Source organism: Rhizobium bangladeshense (genome assembly GCF_001662075.1).
Lineage (GTDB): Bacteria > Pseudomonadota > Alphaproteobacteria > Rhizobiales > Rhizobiaceae > Rhizobium > Rhizobium bangladeshense_B.
In genome coordinates this window covers 417,842-437,370 of record NZ_LYPL01000002.1, presented here as the reverse complement: position 1 = coordinate 437,370, position 19,529 = coordinate 417,842, and the positions used below count along the sequence as shown (strand labels likewise).

General features: G+C 62.7%; 17 protein-coding genes. 14 read left to right on the top strand and 3 right to left on the bottom strand.

Annotation, left to right across the window (positions count from 1 at the left end; translation table 11 throughout):
* Positions 1 to 64: 64 nt before the first annotated feature.
* Positions 65 to 1,246 carry an alanine racemase gene (gene alr / locus A7X77_RS06110; protein WP_064682096.1) on the top strand — a complete coding sequence of 394 codons (1,182 nt, stop codon included), beginning with the start codon at positions 65 to 67 and terminating at the stop codon, positions 1,244 to 1,246.
* Here the strand turns inward: alr and A7X77_RS06105 are convergent.
* Positions 1,232 to 1,867: a LysE family translocator gene (locus A7X77_RS06105; RefSeq protein ID WP_064682095.1), complete on the bottom strand. Its 636-nt coding sequence runs from the start codon at positions 1,865 to 1,867 to the stop codon at positions 1,232 to 1,234. The genes alr and A7X77_RS06105 overlap by 15 nt on opposite strands.
* Positions 1,868 to 2,030: 163 nt before the next feature.
* Between A7X77_RS06105 and radA the strand changes: the two genes are divergently transcribed.
* The 4 genes from radA (at position 2,031) to A7X77_RS06085 (ending at position 6,675) form a co-directional block, all read left to right on the top strand.
* Positions 2,031 to 3,431 carry a DNA repair protein RadA gene (gene radA, locus A7X77_RS06100; RefSeq protein WP_064682094.1) on the top strand — a complete coding sequence of 467 codons (1,401 nt, stop codon included), beginning with the start codon at positions 2,031 to 2,033 and terminating at the stop codon, positions 3,429 to 3,431.
* Positions 3,432 to 3,521: 90 nt separating this feature from the next.
* Positions 3,522 to 4,139, top strand: coding sequence for a CvpA family protein (locus tag A7X77_RS06095; protein ID WP_064682093.1), 618 nt, complete (start codon positions 3,522 to 3,524; stop codon positions 4,137 to 4,139).
* Positions 4,140 to 4,363: 224 nt separating this feature from the next.
* Complete coding sequence (gene purF / locus A7X77_RS06090) at positions 4,364 to 5,854, top strand: amidophosphoribosyltransferase (protein WP_038687987.1); 1,491 nt, start codon at positions 4,364 to 4,366, stop codon at positions 5,852 to 5,854.
* A gap of 80 nt (positions 5,855 to 5,934) precedes the next feature.
* Positions 5,935 to 6,675 (top strand): SDR family NAD(P)-dependent oxidoreductase, encoded by a 741-nt coding sequence (locus tag A7X77_RS06085; protein WP_064682092.1) that lies wholly within the window; start codon positions 5,935 to 5,937, stop codon positions 6,673 to 6,675.
* A gap of 9 nt (positions 6,676 to 6,684) precedes the next feature.
* Here A7X77_RS06085 and A7X77_RS06080 read toward each other — a convergent pair whose 3' ends face one another.
* Positions 6,685 to 7,389 carry a glycoside hydrolase family 25 protein gene (locus tag A7X77_RS06080; protein WP_064682091.1) on the bottom strand — a complete coding sequence of 235 codons (705 nt, stop codon included), beginning with the start codon at positions 7,387 to 7,389 and terminating at the stop codon, positions 6,685 to 6,687.
* Between the two features lie 334 nt (positions 7,390 to 7,723).
* Here A7X77_RS06080 and cysS point away from each other — a divergent pair, with 334 nt between their 5' ends.
* The 7 genes from cysS to rarD all read left to right on the top strand — a co-directional run bounded on the left by cysS (position 7,724) and on the right by rarD (position 14,508).
* Positions 7,724 to 9,115: a cysteine--tRNA ligase gene (gene cysS / locus A7X77_RS06075; protein ID WP_064682090.1), complete on the top strand. Its 1,392-nt coding sequence runs from the start codon at positions 7,724 to 7,726 to the stop codon at positions 9,113 to 9,115.
* 151 nt (positions 9,116 to 9,266) lie between these two features.
* A complete protein-coding gene (locus A7X77_RS06070) occupies positions 9,267 to 9,743 on the top strand; it encodes a GFA family protein (RefSeq protein ID WP_064682089.1) in 477 nt (158 codons plus the stop codon).
* A 5-nt stretch (positions 9,744 to 9,748) separates the two neighbouring features.
* Positions 9,749 to 10,228, top strand: coding sequence for a GFA family protein (locus A7X77_RS06065; protein ID WP_064682328.1), 480 nt, complete (start codon positions 9,749 to 9,751; stop codon positions 10,226 to 10,228).
* Positions 10,225 to 10,701, top strand: a complete 477-nt coding sequence (locus A7X77_RS06060; protein WP_064682088.1) for a GFA family protein — start codon at positions 10,225 to 10,227, stop codon at positions 10,699 to 10,701. Before A7X77_RS06065 ends, A7X77_RS06060 begins: the two co-directional genes overlap by 4 nt.
* Positions 10,698 to 11,660: a prolyl aminopeptidase gene (gene pip / locus A7X77_RS06055; RefSeq protein ID WP_064682087.1), complete on the top strand. Its 963-nt coding sequence runs from the start codon at positions 10,698 to 10,700 to the stop codon at positions 11,658 to 11,660. The genes A7X77_RS06060 and pip overlap by 4 nt, the downstream gene beginning before the upstream one ends.
* Before the next feature lie 121 nt (positions 11,661 to 11,781).
* Positions 11,782 to 13,395, top strand: a complete 1,614-nt coding sequence (gene cimA, locus A7X77_RS06050) for a citramalate synthase (RefSeq protein WP_064682086.1) — start codon at positions 11,782 to 11,784, stop codon at positions 13,393 to 13,395.
* A gap of 198 nt (positions 13,396 to 13,593) precedes the next feature.
* The gene (gene rarD / locus A7X77_RS06045; protein ID WP_064682085.1) at positions 13,594 to 14,508 is read left to right on the top strand and encodes an EamA family transporter RarD; all 915 of its coding nucleotides are present in this window, start codon (positions 13,594 to 13,596) and stop codon (positions 14,506 to 14,508) included.
* 35 nt (positions 14,509 to 14,543) lie between these two features.
* Here the strand turns inward: rarD and A7X77_RS06040 are convergent, their stop codons facing one another.
* Positions 14,544 to 15,167, bottom strand: a complete 624-nt coding sequence (locus tag A7X77_RS06040; protein ID WP_082928770.1) for a TIGR00730 family Rossman fold protein — start codon at positions 15,165 to 15,167, stop codon at positions 14,544 to 14,546.
* 155 nt (positions 15,168 to 15,322) lie between these two features.
* On the opposite strand from A7X77_RS06040, the gene A7X77_RS06035 reads away from it, so the two are divergent.
* Together A7X77_RS06035 and A7X77_RS06030 are read left to right on the top strand one after the other, a co-directional pair.
* Positions 15,323 to 17,368, top strand: coding sequence for a LysM peptidoglycan-binding domain-containing protein (locus tag A7X77_RS06035; protein WP_064682083.1), 2,046 nt, complete (start codon positions 15,323 to 15,325; stop codon positions 17,366 to 17,368).
* Positions 17,369 to 17,565: 197 nt separating this feature from the next.
* A complete protein-coding gene (locus A7X77_RS06030) occupies positions 17,566 to 19,443 on the top strand; it encodes an ABCB family ABC transporter ATP-binding protein/permease (RefSeq protein ID WP_064682082.1) in 1,878 nt (625 codons plus the stop codon).
* The last annotated feature ends 86 nt before the right edge of the window (positions 19,444 to 19,529 follow it).

The window sequence follows — 19,529 nt, the reverse complement described above, 5'->3', positions numbered from 1 at the left end:
CGACAGGGTTGAGCTTTAGACTGGCCGGAGAATCCTTTCTCCGGCCTCTTTTTCGACGTGGATCATGAGCGAATTTCTGGACGCCTCAGACGACGACTATTTTTCCTCGGCGGGTCTGCGGCTGACCGTCGACCTCACCGCGCTGACGGAAAACTGGCACGACATGGCGCGCCGTTCGGGTGCTGCGCGCGCCGCAGCCGTCGTCAAGGCGGATGCCTACGGCCTCGGCATCGAGGACGCTGGCGAAGCGCTCTACACGGCAGGCGCCCGGGATTTCTTCGTCGCGACCGTCGATGAGGGCGTGACACTTCGCCTCTATGCGCCGGATGCACGCATCTTCGTGCTGTCAGGCATTTGGCCGGGCACGGAACGGCGCTTCTTCGACAATGACCTGGTGCCGGTGATTTCCTCCGACGAGCAATTCGCCTTCTGGATGGCGGTACTTGCCGATTATGGCGATTACCCTTGCGCGCTGCATGTCGACACCGGCTTCAACCGGCTGGGGCTGCGTATCGACGATGCTATCGCGCTTGCCGACGACGTCTCGCGCCCGGCAAGCTTCGCACCGGTGCTCGTCATGAGCCACCTCGCCTGCGGCGACGATCCCACCCACACGATGAACCGGCAACAGCTCGAATCATTCCGCAGGGTTACCGCCGCCTATGAAGGCATCGATTCAAGCCTTGCCGCCTCGGCAGGCATCTTTCTCGGCGAGGACTATCACTTCGATCTGACCCGCCCCGGCATCGCGCTCTATGGCGGCGAAGCGGTCTGCGGCTTGGCGAACCCGATGCGGCCGGTCGCTACCGCGGAGGCGCGCGTCATCCAGGTGCGCAGCGTCGAAGCCGGTGAGAGCGTCAGCTATGGGCGGGCGCTGCAGCTGCGCCGCGACAGCCGGCTGGCGATCGTCTCGGCCGGTTATGCCGACGGCTATATGCGCAGCCAGTCGAGCGGCGGCGTGCCGCTGCGCCAAGCCGTGCCGCAGGGCGGACATGGCTACATCGCCGGACACAAGGTTCCGGTCGCCGGCCGGATCACCATGGATCTGACGATCTTCGATGTCACCGATCTGCCCGAAAACGCCGTGCGCGCCGGGGACTATGTCGAGCTATTCGGAAAGAACATGGCGCTGGACGACGTGGCACGGGCGGCCGGCACGATCGGATACGAGATCCTGACCAGCTTGGGGCTACGCCACGAGCGGCGCTACGTCGCCGAAGAAGCTCGCCCCTCAACGGCTGCTTAGCGCAAGGCGGACACCGAGCGCCACGAATAGCGCGCCGAGGCCGCGGTCGAGCCATAGCCCGACCTTTTGATTGTGCCTGAGCGCATCGGCAAGCCGCCCTCCGACAAGGACGAGCGGCGGCTCGATGAATGCGGCCACAACGATGATCAGCCCACCATGTAGCATTAGCTGAGCCCATGCCGGCCCTGCCCCTTCAACGACGAATTGCGGCAGGAAGGCCAGGAAGAATATCGCCACTTTCGGATTGAGGAGCGACACCAGGATTCCCTGTCGGTAGATCCCTACCACCGGCAGGCTTTCACCGGCCGCCTTGATCAGGCCGCTGCCACCACCGGTGCGCAAAGCCTGGATGCCCAGCCAGACGAGATAGGCGGCGCCGAGCCATTTGACGGTTGAGAAAGCGAAGGCAGAGGCGGCAAGCACCGCGGAAAGGCCCAATGCCGCCATCAGCACATGCAGGCAGGCGCCTGACCAGACGCCGAACAATGCGGAAAAACCGGCGCGTTTCCCTCCCCTCATCGTGTGGCCGAGGATGAAGGCGATGTCGGGGCCTGGCGACAGGTTGAGCAAAACCGCTGCCGATAGAAATGCAAGCCAGTGCGCGAGCGAATAGTCGAACATCTTCCACCTAGCTGTGATCAGAGGTGAAAAGCATAGGCATGCCGAGGGCTGATGGGAAATCATTAGTTTTGATCCGTCGCGATAGCCATTATCTCAAGCACGACAATGATTCGATGAAGCCTTCGAGTGCTTCTTTGTAGAACGCGACTGAAAGAAAGAGTTGATGGCGAAGGCCAGGACACAGTTCATCTGCCAGAATTGCGGCGCGGTCCATAACCGCTGGGCCGGCAAATGCGACAATTGCGGCGAATGGAACACCATCGTCGAGGAAGACCCGATGGGCGGCATCGGCTCCGGCCCCGGCAAGACGCCGAAGAAGGGCCGGCCGGTGACGCTGACGGCGCTCTCCGGCGAGATCGAGGAGGCGCCGCGCATCCATACCGCCATGTCGGAACTCGACCGCGCGCTCGGCGGCGGCTTCGTGCGCGGCTCGGCGGTGCTTATCGGCGGCGATCCCGGCATCGGCAAATCGACGCTGCTGATGCAGGCCGCCGCCGCTCTTGCGCGGCGTGGTCACAAGATCATCTATGTTTCCGGCGAGGAAGCGGTGGCGCAGGTCCGTCTGCGAGCACAGCGTCTTGCCGCTGCCGATACCGACGTGATGCTGGCGGCCGAAACCAATGTCGAGGATATTCTGGCGACGCTCGCCGAAGGCAAACGGCCTGATCTCGTCATTATCGACTCGATCCAGACGCTGTGGAGCGAGCTCGCTGAATCCGCACCTGGAACGGTGACCCAGGTGCGCACCGGCGTTCAGTCGATGATCCGTTTTGCCAAACAGACGGGTGCTGCCATGGTGCTGGTCGGGCATGTCACCAAGGACGGGCAGATCGCCGGACCGCGCGTCGTCGAGCACATGGTCGACGCGGTGCTTTATTTCGAAGGCGATCGCGGCCATCACTACCGCATCCTGCGCACCGTCAAGAACCGCTTCGGCCCGACCGACGAAATCGGCGTCTTCGAAATGTCCGACAAAGGCTTGCGCGAAGTCGCCAATCCGTCCGAGCTCTTTCTCGGCGAGCGTAACGAAAAATCGCCGGGTGCGGCCGTCTTCGCCGGCATGGAGGGCACGCGGCCCGTGCTCGTCGAGGTGCAGGCGCTGGTGGCGCCGACCTCGCTCGGCACGCCGCGGCGCGCCGTGGTCGGCTGGGATTCGGCCCGGCTGTCGATGATCCTGGCGGTGCTGGAGGCCCATTGCGGCGTCAGGCTCGGCCAGCACGACGTCTATCTGAACGTCGCCGGCGGCTACCGCATCTCCGAACCGGCGGCCGATCTCGCCGTTGCCTCGGCGCTCGTTTCGTCGCTCGCCGGTATTGCCCTTCCCGCCGATTGCGTCTATTTCGGCGAAGTCAGCCTGTCGGGCGCCATCCGACCGGTTGCGCACACCGCCCAGCGCCTCAAGGAAGCCGAGAAGCTGGGCTTTTCGACAGCGCTGCTTCCTTCCGCCTCCGCCGAGCTGCCGAAGGGTTCCGGCGGGCGATGGAATGAGGTCGAAAGCCTGCCGGATCTGGTCGCGCGCATCGCCGGATCGAAGGGAGCGCTACGTGTGGAAGACGAGGTTTGATCCTTTCATTGCCGGGAACGGTGATGATATAGGAAGCACACGATAAGGCACGACACGGCCGCCGAGCGACAGTCCTGGAGTTGAATTTAAATGCCCATTACGATTTTCGACGGTATTGTCATCGGCGTCGTGCTCTTCTCCGCCGTACTGGCGATGGTCCGCGGCTTCTCCCGCGAGATCCTTTCGATCGCAAGCTGGGGCGGTTCGGCCGCCGCCGCCTACTACCTCTATCCGTACCTACTGCCTTATGCGCAGAAATACACCGATGACGATCGCATCGCGATTGCTGGCTCGGCCGCGGTCGTCTTTCTGATCGCACTCATCGTCATCTCCTTCATCACGATGAAGATCGCCGATTTCATCATCGACAGCCGCATCGGCGCGCTCGACCGCACGCTTGGCTTCCTGTTCGGCGCGGCGCGCGGCCTGCTGCTGATGGTCGTCGCCGTCGCTTTCTGGAACTGGCTCGTCGATGTCGACCACCGGCCGACCTGGGTCAATGAGGCCAAGTCGAAGCCGTTCCTGGATTCGATGGTGGTGAAGCTGAAGGCCGTCCTGCCGGAGCAATTTGCCCAGATGATCGAGGCAAGCTTCCGTGATAAGATGCAGTCGCCGGCGCAGGGCGGCGAAGGCACCACACCGCCGGCCACCGATCAGGCTCCGGCGGAAGACGCGCCTGCAGGCGGCACACAGCAGCCGACGAATTGACACAGTGTTCAAGAGCTTGACCCGCCGTCCGGCAATTGCCATTTGAGCGGGACGTGAAATAAAGGTCCGGCCGGGCATTCAGCTCCGCCGGACCTCAGCCGTTTCAGAGCCGGCGAGCGGGCTTTGAAAGCGGATGTCGTTCAGCATGACGTTATCGGATCAGATTTCCGATATATAATACTGGAAATGCCGATCCATTCTTGTGAGAGCAGAGGCCCGCAGAAATGAACCAGTCCCATTCCTTCCCGACCGACGATCCGCTCGACGGAGATACGCTGCACGAAGAATGCGGCGTTTTCGGAATTCTGGGACATCCCGATGCCGCCGCACTCACGGCTCTCGGCCTGCATGCCCTGCAGCATCGCGGACAGGAGGCAGCCGGCATCGTCTCCTTCGATGGCAAGCGCTTCTATCAGGAGCGCCATATGGGCCTGGTCGGCGACCACTATACCAATCCGATGACGCTCGCCCGCCTGCCCGGCAGCATATCGATCGGCCATACCCGCTACTCCACGACAGGCGAAGTGGCCATGCGCAACGTGCAGCCGCTCTTTGCGGAACTGGAAGAAGGCGGTATCGCCATTGCCCATAACGGCAATTTCACCAATGGCCTGACGCTGCGCCGCCAGATCATCGCCACCGGCGCCATCTGTCAGTCGACCTCCGATACCGAAGTCGTCCTTCATCTCATCGCCCGCTCCCGCCACGCGTCCACCTCCGACCGCTTCATCGATGCGATCCGCCAGATGGAAGGCGGCTATTCGATGCTCGCCATGACGCGCACCAAGCTGATCGCCGCGCGCGACCCGACCGGCATCCGCCCGCTCGTCATGGGCGAACTGGACGGCAAGCCGATCTTCTGCTCGGAAACCTGCGCGCTCGACATTATCGGCGCCAAGTTCATCCGCGATGTCGAAAACGGCGAAGTCATCATCTGCGAAATCCAGCCCGACGGCTCGATCAGCATCGATGCCCGCAAGCCCGGCAAGCCGCAGCCGGAGCGCCTCTGCCTGTTCGAATATGTCTATTTCGCCCGGCCGGATTCGGTCGTCGGCGGCCGCAACGTCTATACGACACGCAAGAACATGGGCATGAACCTCGCCAAGGAAGCGCCGGTCGAGGCCGACGTGGTCGTGCCGGTGCCGGACGGCGGCACACCTGCGGCGCTCGGCTATGCGCAGGAAAGCGGCATTCCCTTCGAGTACGGCATCATCCGCAACCATTATGTCGGCCGCACCTTCATCGAGCCGACGCAGCAGATTCGCGCCTTCGGCGTGAAGCTGAAGCATTCCGCCAACCGCGCGATGATCGAAGGCAAGCGCGTCGTGCTGGTCGATGACTCCATCGTGCGCGGCACGACGTCCCTGAAGATCGTGCAGATGATCCGCGAAGCCGGCGCGCGCGAAGTTCATCTTCGGGTCGCAAGCCCGATGATCTTCTTCCCCGATTTCTACGGCATCGACACGCCCGATGCCGACAAGCTGCTCGCCAACCAGTATGCCGATGTCGAAGCCATGGCCAAATATATCGGCGCGGATTCGCTCGCCTTCCTGTCGATCGACGGGCTTTATCGCGCCGTCGGCGGCGAGGACCGCAATCCGGCTCGCCCGCAATTCACCGACCACTACTTCACCGGTGACTACCCGACCCGTCTGCTCGACAAGAACGGCGAGTCCATGGGCAACAAGCTTTCGATGCTTGCCAGCAACGGCTGAGCCGCTTGCCACTTTGACTTTCGCTTCCGAGGGGCCCAATTGCGCCCCTCACCTTCGCAAGCCAATCCGGAACCGGACAAATGAACATCAATCTTGAGGGCAAGATCGCACTCGTCACCGGTGCGTCGCGCGGCATCGGCTATTTCACGGCGCTGGAACTTGCCAAAGCCGGCGCCCATGTCATTGCCTGCGCACGCACGGTCGGCGGGCTCGAGGATCTCGACGATGCGATCAAGGCGGTCGGCGGCAATGCAACGCTCGTGCCCTTCGATCTTGCCGATATGAACGCGATCGATGCGCTCGGCGGTTCGATCTTCGAGCGCTGGGGCAAGCTCGACATCCTCGTCGCCAATGCCGGCGTACTCGGCGTCATCTCGCCGATCGGCCATATCGAGGCGAAGGTATTCGAAAAGGTGATGACCATCAACGTGACGGCGACATGGCGGCTGATCCGCTCGGTCGATCCGCTGCTCGCCCGCTCGGATGCCGGCCGCGCCGTCATCCTGTCGTCCGGCGCTGCGCACAAATGCCGCCCCTTCTGGAGCGCCTATTCCGCATCAAAAGCTGCCGTCGAGGCGCTCGCCCGCACCTGGGCCGGCGAGACGCAATCGACGCCGTTGCGCATCACCAGCGTCGATCCGGGCGCCACCCGCACGGCGATGCGGGCGCAGGCCGTGCCGGGCGAAGATCCGCAGACGCTGCCGCATCCTTCCGAGGTTGCCAAGGCGATCCTGCCGCTGCTCGGTCCCGGCGTGACCGAGACAGGTAAACTCTTCATCGTGCGCGAGAACAAGCTCGCCGAATACCGGCTGCCGGAATAGATCGACGCCTCAATTCGATGCAACGGCCGGAAACAGGTGAGCGAAGCCCGTTTCCGACGGGCAGAGCGCATTGAGATCCACCGCTCGCTGAATGCCATTCACTGTGCCATTGTCGGCAAATTGCCAGATCGACCAGCGGCCGCAGCCTTCCTGCGTCGGCTCCTTGAATACGCTTCGCAGCCAAAGGTAATGTTCGGGGAAGCGGGCCTCGTTGCCTTTCAGATATTGATCGAAGAATTCCTGGGTGACGTAAAAGATCGGCTTTTCCGGAAAGGTGGCTTTCAGCTCGGTGAAGAAGGCATTCACCTCCGTCGCCATTTCCTCAAGCGTCGGGACCTTGTTGCAATTGCCGACAAACTCCAGATCGACCGCGATCGGCAATGTTCCCGGCATCTTCGGTACGGTCGCCAGGACATTCTGCGCCTGATCCTTGCCCGGGCGGCAGAAAGTGAAGAAATGATAGGCGCCCCTGACCACGCCGGCATCGCCGGCACGCTGCCAGTTCTCCGCGAACCTGGAATCCCGGTGGTCGCCGCCTTCGGTCGCCTTCATGATCGCAAAGCGTATGTTCGGCTGGGTGGCCACCGTCTTCCAATCGATGTCGCCCTGGTGATGGCTGACATCGATACCCTGGATCGGATACCGAGATAGAGATGGATTGTTGAAGCGAAGCATGCCGAAATCGTATGCTAAATATACCGCGGATGCGACCATCAGAATTGCGGCCGCTCCGACTCCCCACCGAACTACGCTCCCCACCCATTCCTCCCGTATTTTCAGCAGCTTCTCGACTGGCTACAAGTGATTTGCGCCGGGAAAATGGCGGGCGCACCGAGCCGCCGGATCGTTCCTCGTCCCCTCTTGACCAAACGTCATTCCCGCGCCATAAAACGCGGCATGAAAACGGTTATCTGCATTATCTGCGGAAAGATTATTCGCTAGCGCAAGCGCTGGCCCGGCCGTTTTCGTCTCCCAAATAGTTTAAGATGCGAAACGCCCCGGCCCGCCGGTTGCGATATTTTCTGAACATGCATTTTGGGAGAGTGAAATGGGCGGCACGCCGGAACTGAAGCTGTACAACACGCTGACGCGGGAAAAATCGGTGTTTTCGCCGATCGATGCCGACAACGTCCGCATGTATGTCTGCGGCCCGACCGTCTATGATTTCGCCCATATCGGCAACGCCCGGCCGGTCATCGTCTTCGACGTGCTGTTCCGGCTGCTGCGCCATATTTACGGCGAGGATCACGTCACCTATGCCCGCAACATCACCGACGTCGACGACAAGATCAATGCGCGGGCGCTGAGGGATCATCCGGGCCTGCCGCTCAACGACGCGATCCGCGCGGTCACCGAAAAGACCGAGACGCAGTTTCACGCCGATGTCGCCGACCTCGGCTGCCTGGAGCCGAACGTCGAGCCGCGCGCCACCGACAATATTGAAGAGATGATCGAGATCATCGAGAAGCTGATCGTCAACGGCCATGCCTATGTCGCATCGGGCGAAGTGCTGTTCGATACCAAATCGATGGCGGATTACGGCCAGCTTTCGAAGCGCCCGCTCGACGAGCAGCAGGCCGGCGCCCGCGTTGCCGTCGATGCGCACAAGAAGAATCCCGGCGATTTCGTGCTCTGGAAACTGTCGACCCACAACGAACCCGGCTGGGAGAGCCCCTGGGGCCGCGGCCGGCCCGGCTGGCACATAGAGTGCTCGGCGATGAGCCGGCGTTATCTCGGCGATGTCTTCGACATCCATGGCGGCGGGCTGGATCTGATCTTCCCGCATCATGAAAACGAGATCGCCCAGTCGCGCTGCGCCCACGGCACCGAGGTGATGGCGAATGTCTGGATGCATAACGGCTTCGTGCAGGTGGAAGGCCGCAAGATGTCGAAATCCGAGGGCAATTTCGTCACCATCCACGATCTGCTGCACACTGAGGTCTTCGGCGGCCGTAAATGGCCGGGCGAAGTGCTGCGTCTTGCCATGCTGATGACGCATTACCGCGAGCCGATCGATTTCTCGATCAAGCGGCTGGAAGAGGCCGAACGGCTGCTCGCCAAATGGCCCGCAACGGAAGCCGGCGAGGCCGCACCGGACGAAAGCGTGCTGAACGCGCTGGCGGACGACCTCAATACTGTGGCGGCGGTGCAGGCGCTGCATGCACTGGCGCAGGCCGCCCATACCGATGCTGCCGCAGGCGCCCGTTTTGCCGCGACGGCTGCCCTCCTCGGGGTGCTGCCGAAGAAAGCCGAAATCGACGAAGCCGTCGCAGCGGCGGTCGATGCGCTGGTCGCCATGCGTTTGGAAATGCTGAAGGCGAAGAATTTTGCCGAAGCCGACAAGATCCGCGACGAGCTGACGGCGAAAGGCATTCAGCTGAAGGACGGCAAGGATCCGGCGACGGGCGAGCGGGTGACGACGTGGGAGGTGAAGCGGTGAGAGTGGTGCCTGGGCATAAGATCCCTCCCCACACAAGGGGGCAGGGCTACGACGGCGCACCACTCCGAAGCGACTTCATCGTAATTGCAAGAGGCGGCGCCACGGGAGGGGACTTCTCTCTCACATCGGCATCGCTGCGGGAGGACCTGCCATGACCACCTATGCCGGTGGCTGCCAATGCGGAGCGATCCGCTTCCGTGTCAGCGGCGAACTCAAGGATTCGTCGATCTGTCATTGCCGCATGTGCCAGAAGGCGTTCGGCGCTTATTATGCGCCGCTCGTCTCGGTGCGCGGCGCCGATTTCCAATGGACACGGGGGGAGCGGAAAAGATTCCGCTCTTCCAATTTCGTCGAGCGCGGCTTCTGCGGTGACTGCGGCACGCCGCTCACCTATGAAGCGCCAGACGGAATGGCGATTGCGGCGGGCGCCTTCGACGATCCGTCGTCCCTGCCGCCGACCATTCAATGGGGCGTGGAAGGCAAGATCGGCTTCGTCGATCACCTGCACGAACTGCCCGGAGAGCGGACCGAGGCCGATCTGACGGCAGGCTCCTTCCTGCACGAACTCGTTTCCTATCAACATCCCGACCATGACACGCACGTCTGGCCACCGGAGGATCGCGCTTGAGCGAAATGACGAAACAGGCCGGCGGATGCCAGTGCGGCGCGGTTCGTTATCGCGCCCGCGGCGAACTCGGCTATCCCCATATCTGCCACTGCCGCATGTGCCAGAAGGCGGCCGGCAACTATTTCCTGCCGCTTGCGGCCGCCATGCGCGAGGATTTCGAGCTGACGCGCGGCGCACCGAAATGGTTCCGGTCTTCGGATCTTGTGCGGCGCGGCTTCTGCGGCGATTGCGGAACGCCGCTGTTTTACGACATCCCGGGCGCTGACTTCATCAACATCACGCTCGGCTCGCTCGATGAGCCCGATGCGGTCAAGCCCGTGATGCAATCGAGCACCGGCCGCAAGATGCCCTGGTTTTACACGCTGGACGGCCTGCCGGTGGAGCCACAGCCTGAAACGCCCGACCGCGAAAACGCGATAGCAGCAAGCAACCATCAGCACCCCGACCACGACACGAAAAGCTGGCCATTCGGAGAGAGCCTATGACGGATAGAATAAGAACAGGCGGATGCCAGTGCGGCGCCGTGCGCTTCCGCATCTCAGGCAAGCTGGGGCGACCCTCGATCTGCCATTGCCGCATGTGCCAGAAGCAGTTCGGCGGCTTCTTCTCCGCGCTGGTCACTGCACCCGAAGAAGGAATGGAGTGGACGCGCGGCGAGCCGAGCTACTTTCAGTCCTCCGTCAATATCGCCCGCGGCTTCTGCAGCAATTGCGGCACGCCGATGACCTATCGTCATCCTGGGGGCCTGGAGCTTGCAATCGGCACGTTCGACGACCGCGGCGATCTCGCGCCGCAGATCCAGGTCAATTACGACTCCCGCCTGCCTTGGGTCGAGACGATCTTCGAAGCCCCGGTGCACAAGGACCCGGATTTCTATGCCCGACAGGAGGCCATCATCTCCTTTCAGCATCCCGATCACGATACCCAAGTCTGGCCCGAAAAAGGCGTGAAGATATGACCGAAATCCTGCGCACCCTCTATCCTGAAATCCAAGCCTATGCCTCCGGTCACCTCGATGTCGGCGACGGCCATGTGATCTATTGGGAGCGTTCGGGAACACCCGGCGCCAAGCCCGCCGTCTTCCTGCATGGCGGTCCGGGCGGCGGCTTCTCGCCCGCACACCGCCGGCTGTTCGATCCGGCCCTCTACGACGTCATGCTGTTCGACCAGCGCGGCTGCGGCCGGTCGACACCGCATGCCGACCTCAATGCCAACACGACCTGGGACCTCGTCGCCGATATCGAGCGCCTGCGCGAAATGGCCGGCGTCGAGACCTGGCAGGTGTTTGGCGGCTCCTGGGGCTCGACGCTGGCGCTCGCCTATGCCGAAAAGCATCCGGAGCACGTCTCCGAGCTCATCCTGCGCGGCATCTATACGCTGACCAAAGCCGAGCTCGACTGGTACTATCAATTCGGCGTCTCGGAGATGTTCCCGGACAAGTGGGAGCGCTTCATCGCTCCGATCCCGCCGGAAGAGCGGCATGAGATGATGCAGGCCTATCATCGCCGCCTGACGCATGTGGACAGAAACGTGCGCCTTGCGGCCGCGCAGGCCTGGAGCATCTGGGAAGGCGAAACGATTACGCTGCTGCCGGAAGCCTCGACGAGCGGCAAGTTCGAGGAGCCGGAATTCGCCTATGCATTCGCCCGCATCGAGAACCATTTCTTCGTCAATGCCGGCTGGATGGACGAAGGACAGCTGATCCGCGACGCCGGCAGGCTCAAGGATATTCCCGGCGTCATCGTGCATGGCCGCTACGACATGCCCTGCCCGGCCAAATATGCCTGGCTGCTGCACAAGGCCTGGCCGAAGGCAGAGTTCCACCTGATCGAAGGTGCCGGCCACGCCTATTCGGAGCCCGGGATTCTCGATCGGCTGATCCGGGCGACGGACAAGTTCGCCGGGAAGCGGGACTGATTGCCCTGAACGGGTCGCCCCTCACCCAGGCCCTCTTCCGGCGCGCGGGGAGAGGTGGCGGCAGCCGGATGAGGGGCAGCATACGCATTGCAACAACACCCGCCCGCCGGGAGGAAACGACATGAAAGAACGCATCTACCTCTTCGACACGACGCTCCGGGACGGGCAGCAGACGCCCGGCATCGATTTTTCCGTCGAGGACAAGATTGCGATCGCCGCCATGCTGGACGAGTTCGGCCTCGACTACGTCGAGGGCGGCTATCCCGGCGCCAATCCGACCGATACTGCCTTTTTCAGCGAGAAGCGCACCAGCCAGGCGAGCTTCGTCGCCTTCGGCATGACGAAGCGGGCGGGCGTTTCGGTCTCCAACGATCCGGGTCTTGCCGGTCTGCTGCAGGCAAAATCCGACGGCATCTGTTTCGTTGCCAAGAGCTGGGATTACCACGTCGCGGTGGCGCTCGGCTGCACCAACGAGGAAAATCTCGAATGCACCGCCGAAAGCGTCAAGGCGGCGGTCGGCGCCGGCAAGGAGGCGATCGTCGATTGCGAGCACTTCTTCGATGGCTTCAAGGCCAACCCGGCCTATGCGCTCGCCTGCGCCAAGACCGCCTATGACAGCGGCGCCCGCTGGGTCGTGCTCTGCGACACCAATGGCGGCACGCAGCCGCCGGAAATCCGTGCCATCGTCGAGGCGGTGATCGCAGCCGGCGTGCCCGGCCGCTGTCTCGGCATCCATGCCCATAACGACACCGGCCAGGCGGTCGCCAATTCGCTTGCTGCGGTCGAAGCCGGCGTCCGGCAGATCCAGGGCACGTTGAACGGCATCGGCGAGCGCTGCGGCAATGCCAACCTGGTGACGCTGATCCCGACCCTGGCGCTGAAGAGTGCTTATAACACACGGTTCGAAACGGCGATCGACGAGGAGCGGCTGCTCAACCTCACCCGGCTCTCGCATGCTTTCGACGAGCTGCTCAACCGCTCGCCCGATCACCAGATGCCCTATGTCGGCGCTTCCGCCTTCGCCACCAAGGCCGGCATCCACGCATCGGCGCTGCTGAAGGACCCGAAGACCTATGAACATGTGCCGCCGGAAAGTGTCGGCAACTTCCGCAAGGTCATGGTCTCCGACCAGGGCGGCAAGGCGAACTTCATCAATGCGCTGAAGCGGCGCGGCATCACGGTCGCCAAGGACGATCCGAAACTCGACCTCTTGATCTCGATCGTCAAGGAACGGGAATCCATCGGCTACGCCTATGAGGGCGCCGATGCGAGCTTCGAGCTGCTGGCACATCGCACGCTTGGCACGATCCCGGAATTCTTCACCATCGAAGGCTTCCGGGTGATGATCGAGCGCCGCTTCGACAGTCTCGGCCGCGTGAAGATCGTCTCGGAGGCGGTGGTCAAGATCACCATCGACGGACAGACGCTGATGTCGGTTGCCGATGCCGAAGGCCCGGTCAACGCGCTCGACCTGGCACTGCGCAAGGATTTCGGCAAGTACCAGCACGAGATCGACGATCTGGTGCTTGCCGATTTCAAGGTGCGCATCCTCAATGGCGGCACGGAGGCGATCACCCGCGTGCTGATCGAATCCACCGACAGCGACGGCGTGCGCTGGTGGACAGTCGGCGTCTCTGAGAACATCATCGACGCCTCGTTCCAGGCGCTGATGGATTCCGTCATCTACAAGCTGATGAAGAACCGCCAGCTCGCCGGCAAGATCGCGGCGGAATAAACCTTTCCACCGGTTCAGCGGCGCTGCCGGCGCCGCCGACTTTCGACTGCTGAGTTTTCGGCTGATCGTCCGTTGGTGTTCGCCATCGCGTGGTCTTTGCTTCAAATACTCTCACCATTCATTCAACGAAATGAATTGGCCTATTCACGGCGCTTAAGCTAGGCCGGATCAGAAGAAGAACAAAGATGGAAACACCCGATGTCGACCGATGCATCCGTTCCCTTGGCCAAGAACGAAGATAGTCCGCGCGGTTTCGCCTTCGCGCTGACGGCCTATCTGCTCTGGGGCTTCCTGCCGTTCTACATGAAGGCGGTGGCGCATATCCAGCCGGCCGAAGTCATCGCCCACCGCATCGTCTGGTCGCTGCCGCTGGCCGGTATCGTGTTGATCGTGCTCGGGCGCACCGGAGATATCAGCGCAGCATTGCGTTCGCCGCGCATGGTGGCGATGGGAGCGCTGACAGCGTCGCTGATCACCGTCAACTGGGGCACCTATGTCTGGGCGATCGGCGCCGGCCACTCGCTCGATGCGGCACTCGGCTATTTCATCAATCCGCTGTTCAGCATCTTCCTCGGCGCGGTGCTCCTCAAGGAGAAGCTGCAGCCGCTGCAGATCGCGGCAATTGCCCTTGCTGCGCTGGCGGTCGCCATTCTCGCCTTCGACAGCGGCGGCATTCCGTGGGTGGCGCTGACGCTGGCGGTCAGCTGGGGTTTTTACGCCTTGCTCCGCAAGACGCTGCCGCTCGGCCCAAACCAGGGTTTCTTCCTCGAGGTGCTGATCCTGAGCGTGCCCGCCCTCGTCTACATCCTCTATCTCGAACTCGGCAGCGGCCAGGGGCACCTTTACCGCACCGGCCTCGCCGACACGACCCTGCTGCTCGGCTGCGGTGTCGTCACCGCCGTGCCGCTGATGATCTATGCCAATGGCGCCAAGCTCCTGAAGCTGTCGACGATCGGCATCATGCAGTATATCGCCCCGACAATGATCTTCCTGATCGCCGTCTTCGCCTTTCAAGAGCCGCTCGGCACGGCGCGCATGATCGCCTTTCCGCTGATCTGGGCGGGGCTGTTCTTCTATAGCTGGTCGATGCTGAAGGGAAGCCGCGGGCGCTGAAGCGACGGGCGCCGAAGGCGCCGGCCTGTGCCCACTTACATCTTCGAAATTACCGCGTCCTCACCGTCGCGATCGGCGGCGAGCTGGGCTGCCTGGGCCATGATCGCCGGAATGATGCCGGAGATGTCTTCGACGATGAGTGGCTGCACCCGGTGGGCGGTGTGCAGAAAACCTTCGTCGGTCATATGGCGCATCAGTTCCATCATCGGATCCCAGAAACCGTTGATGTTGGCAAAGACCATCGGCTTCTCGTGGCGGCCGAGCTGCGCCCAGGTCATGATCTCAACGATCTCCTCCAGCGTGCCGATGCCGCCCGGCAGCGCGACGAAGGCATCGGAGCGCTCGAACATCGTATGTTTGCGCGCATGCATGTCAGGGGTTACAATGAGTTCGTTGAGCTGACCGAGCGAATGGCGAGTCGCTTCCATATCGATCAGGAACTCCGGGATGATCCCAGTCACCTGACCGCCGCCTGAAAGCACCCCGCTTGCAACCGCGCCCATGATGCCTTTGGTACCCCCGCCATAGACGAGGCGCAGGCCGTATTCGGCGATCTCTCTTCCGAGAGCACGCCCGGCCGTCATGTGGGAAGGATCGCGTCCCGGCCTTGAGCCGCAGTAAACGCAGATGGATCGAATCGATACAGATTGTTCGGTCATAGAGGCGAAACAACTATTTCATTTCAATGCAGTCAAGAAAATTGACTGAAAAGCTGCATGCCTAGCTTGCCTAATTCCTTTGAATGCTTGTGAAAAGCAACGGGAATCGCTAGCAATTTTCGGTACTACGGCAAATTGCCGCCTTGGGAGACATAATGATGAAGAACCGTGCCGGCTTGCTGGCCCTTGCAGTGCTCGTAATCGCAACCCTACTGATGGTGTTCGTCGTCATGCCGCGCATCGGCGGCGATGCAACCAAAGTCGGCGACGCCATCAACCAAGCGAGCACGGAGCTGAAGAACACGGTTAACGAAGCGGCAAAGACATCGCGCTCTCCTGCTGCGGTGGCTGATCAGCTGGGCCGTCTTTCGGCCGATGCCGGCGTGGCGCTCGGTGAGCTCAAGGCGCTGTTTGCCGACGGCAAAGGTCCGGCCATCGATGTCTTCACCGCCGCCAAGTCCAAGACGATCAATGCGCTCACCGCACTTGCCGGCTTCACCATTCCCGAGGGCGTCGATCCCGCAACGCAAGCCGTTGCCACAAAGGCCAAGGAAGGTGGCGCCAAAGCGCTCGCCATCGTGCAGTCGCTGCCGGAAAACATCACCGATGCGCTTGCCGCAATCGCCAGGGCCGAGGCGGCGCTGACCGGCGCGCCCGAGCCCGCCGCGGCGGCGGCGAATGCCGGCCCGAAACTTCCCGCCTTCGACGTCCTGCGCGTCGAGCCTGACGGTTCGACCGTCATCGCCGGTTCCGCCGAGCCGAACGGCAAGCTCGAAGTGCTCGACGGTGAAAAGGTGGTGACGACGGCCGATGTCGGTCCGAGCGGCGATTTCGCCGCCGTCCTCGACAATCCGCTTCCGGCCGGCGACCACCAGCTCGTGCTGAAGGTGACGGGCAAGGATGGCAAGACCACGCTTTCCGAAGAGGTCGCGACCGTTTCCGTGCCGAAGGACGGCAATGGCGCCAACCTGCTCGCCATGGTCTCCAAGCCCGGCACCGCAAGCCGCATCATCACGGCGCCGACGGGCGGAACCGAAGTCGCCGACGCCTCCAATCCGGGGCTGCCGCCAGCGGATAAGCCGGCAACCGGCGAGACCGCGGCAGCCGATGCCCCGGCCGCGACAGCTGCCCCGAGCGGTGAGCTGGCGCTGCAGACGCCTGGCCTGCCCAACGCCGCCGCCGGCGGCACGGCAGCAGCCTCGGCCGCTCCCGGCGCGGCGGAATCCGACAAGGCCACCGCGCCTGACGTGATGGTCAACGCCGTCGAGATCGAGGGCAACAAGATCTTCATCGCCGGCACGGCGCGCGCCAACGCCAAGGTCCTCGGTTATGCCGACGACAACCTCGTCGGCCAGGATACAGCCGGTGCCGACGGACATTTCATTATCGACGGCGTGATGGCGCTCTCGGTCGGCGACCACAAGATTCGCGTCGATGTCGTCGATCCCGCGGGCAAGGTGATCGTGCGCGCGGCAGTGAATTTCAATCGCCCGGCAGGCGATCAGGTGAGGGTTGCCGCTCAATCCGGTCCCGTCGACGTGAACGGGGCTTCGTCGATGGTACCGCTCGACGAAGGTGAGCTCGGCAAGCGCAAGGCCGAGGCCGGCAAAGCCTTCGGCCTGCTGAAGGGGCTGTTTGCCGATGGCAAGCTGCCGGGCGCCGAACAGCTTGCGGCGGCGCGCTCGGCGACGGAGTTCGCGCTGCGCTCGCTCGTTGACTTCCGCCCGGCCGCCGATGCGTCCGACCCCATCAAGCAAGCCTCCGGCGCTGCCTCGCAGACCGCTTCCAATGCGTTGAAAATCCTGCAGGGGCTGCCGCAGGAAGCGAAGTCCGTCGGCGCCGCGCTCGACCGGCTCGGCGCGCTGATCGCCGACCTCACCGCAGCACCCGCGCCGGCCGCACCCGCATCCGCGGCACCGGCTGCCAACGAGGCTGCCGGCAACCAGCCGAAGACGATCGAACAGGCACCGCTGACGGCCGACAACGCGGCGGTCATCATTCGCCGCGGCGACACGCTGTGGCAGATCTCGCGCCGGACCTATGGCCTCGGCGTGCGCTACACGACGATCTACATCGCCAACGAGGACAAGATCATCGATCCCGACCGCATCCGCCCCGGCCAGATCTTCGGTCTGCCGAAGGATGCCTTGCCGAATGCCGAGGAACTGCACCGCAAACGTCTTTCCGACCGGCATCTCTAAACATAGCAGAACAACATGATCGGGCCGGGCGGGATAACCGCCCGGCCCGGCTTTTCCTGAACCCTGCATTTGTTGTATTCATCCGCCCGGCACCCTATCTGGCGGTGACAGGGAAACGCTTTCGAGCATGTCCCGCTCGCGCTTTGCCAGCATCAATACAGGCGACCAAGGCAATCCCGACCGGGCTGGAGAGACGCATGGCAAACGGCAAAACTGTCTCGGAATCCCACCTGCTCAGCACGCTTCTCAACCTCTGGCCCTATATGTGGCCGGCCGGCCGGCCCGACCTCAAGATGCGCGTCGTCTGGGCCTCGGTCTATCTGCTGGTCTCCAAATTCGTCCTTTTGCTCGTCCCCTATTTCTTCAAGTGGTCGACCGACGCACTGAACGGCAGGATGGACCTTGCCGGCGCGGTACCGCCGCTCCTTGCCGGCGCCATCGCCCTTGTGATCGCCTACAACGTCACCCGGCTGATCCAGCTCGGCCTCAACCAGCTGCGCGACGCGCTCTTTGCCAGCGTCGGGCAACATGCGGTGCGCCAGCTCGCCTACAGGACCTTCGTGCACATGCACGAGCTGTCGCTGCGTTTCCATCTGGAACGCAAGACCGGCGGTCTGTCGCGCATCATCGAGCGCGGCACCAAGGGCATCGAGACGATCGTGCGCTTCACGATCCTCAATTCGGTGCCAACGGTCATCGAATTCCTGCTGACGGCCGCGATCTTCTGGTGGGGTTACGGATTTTCCTATCTCGCCGTCACCACCTTTACGGTCTGGGCCTATATCTGGTTCACGATCCGCGCATCCGACTGGCGCATCGCCATCCGCCGGTCGATGAACGACAGCGATACAGACGCCAACACCAAGGCGATCGACTCCCTCCTCAACTTCGAGACCGTCAAATATTTCGGCAACGAGGAGATGGAAGCCAAACGCTTCGACAAATCGATGGAGCGCTACGAGAAGGCGGCGACCGATGTCTGGACCTCGCTCGGCTGGCTGAACTTCGGCCAGGGCGTTATTTTCGGCATCGGCACGACGATCATGCTGGTGCTGTCGGCGCTGGCCGTCCAGCGCGGCGAGCAGACGGTTGGCGATTTCGTCTTCGTCAATTCGATGCTGCTGCAGCTTTCCGCGCCACTCAATTTCATTGGCTTCGTCTACCGCGAAATCCGCCAGGGGCTGACGGATATCGAGCAGATGTTCGATCTCCTGGAGGTGAAGGCCGAGGTCAACGACGCGCCCGACGCGACAGAACTTAGGATCGGCCAGGGCGCGATCTCCTTCAAGGACGTGCACTTCGCCTACGATCCGGCCCGTCCGATTCTCAAGGGGATTTCCTTCGACGTGCCGGCCGGCAAGACGGTCGCCGTCGTCGGCCCGTCGGGTGCGGGCAAATCGACGCTGTCGCGCCTGCTCTATCGTTTCTACGATATTCAGAGCGGCACGATCACGGTCGACGGCCAGGATATCCGCACGGTGACGCAGAAGAGCCTGCGCTCGGTGATCGGCATGGTGCCGCAGGATACCGTGCTCTTCAACGACACCGTTGCCTACAACATCCGCTACGGCCGCACGTCGGCCAGCGATAGCGAGGTCTTTGCCGCGGCCGAGGTGGCGCAGATCGCGCATTTCATCGAAACGCTGCCAGAGGGTTTCGAAACGAAAGTCGGCGAGCGCGGACTCAAGCTTTCGGGCGGCGAGAAGCAACGGGTGGCGATCGCCCGCACCATCCTCAAGGCGCCGCCGATTCTCATCCTCGACGAAGCGACATCAGCGCTCGACACGACGACGGAACGGGAAATCCAGACGGCGCTCGACGTGGTTTCGAAGAACCGGACGACGCTGGTCATCGCCCACCGGCTGTCCACCGTCATCAGCGCCGACGAGATCATCGTGTTGAAAAGCGGCGAGATTGCCGAGCGCGGAACGCATGCCGCACTGCTCGATGAAAACGGTCTCTATGCCTCGATGTGGAACCGCCAGCGCGAGGCCACACAGGCCGAGGAGCACCTGAAACAGGTGCGCGAAAGCGACGATATGGGCGTGGTCGCGCGGCTTGCGCCAGCGAACTGATTGGGGAACCAGACGCCGATACAGGCTTTTGTTGTTCAGAACCCCGGCGGTCGAACGGGGGTCGGGGCCGCAGCATTGCCCCGGCG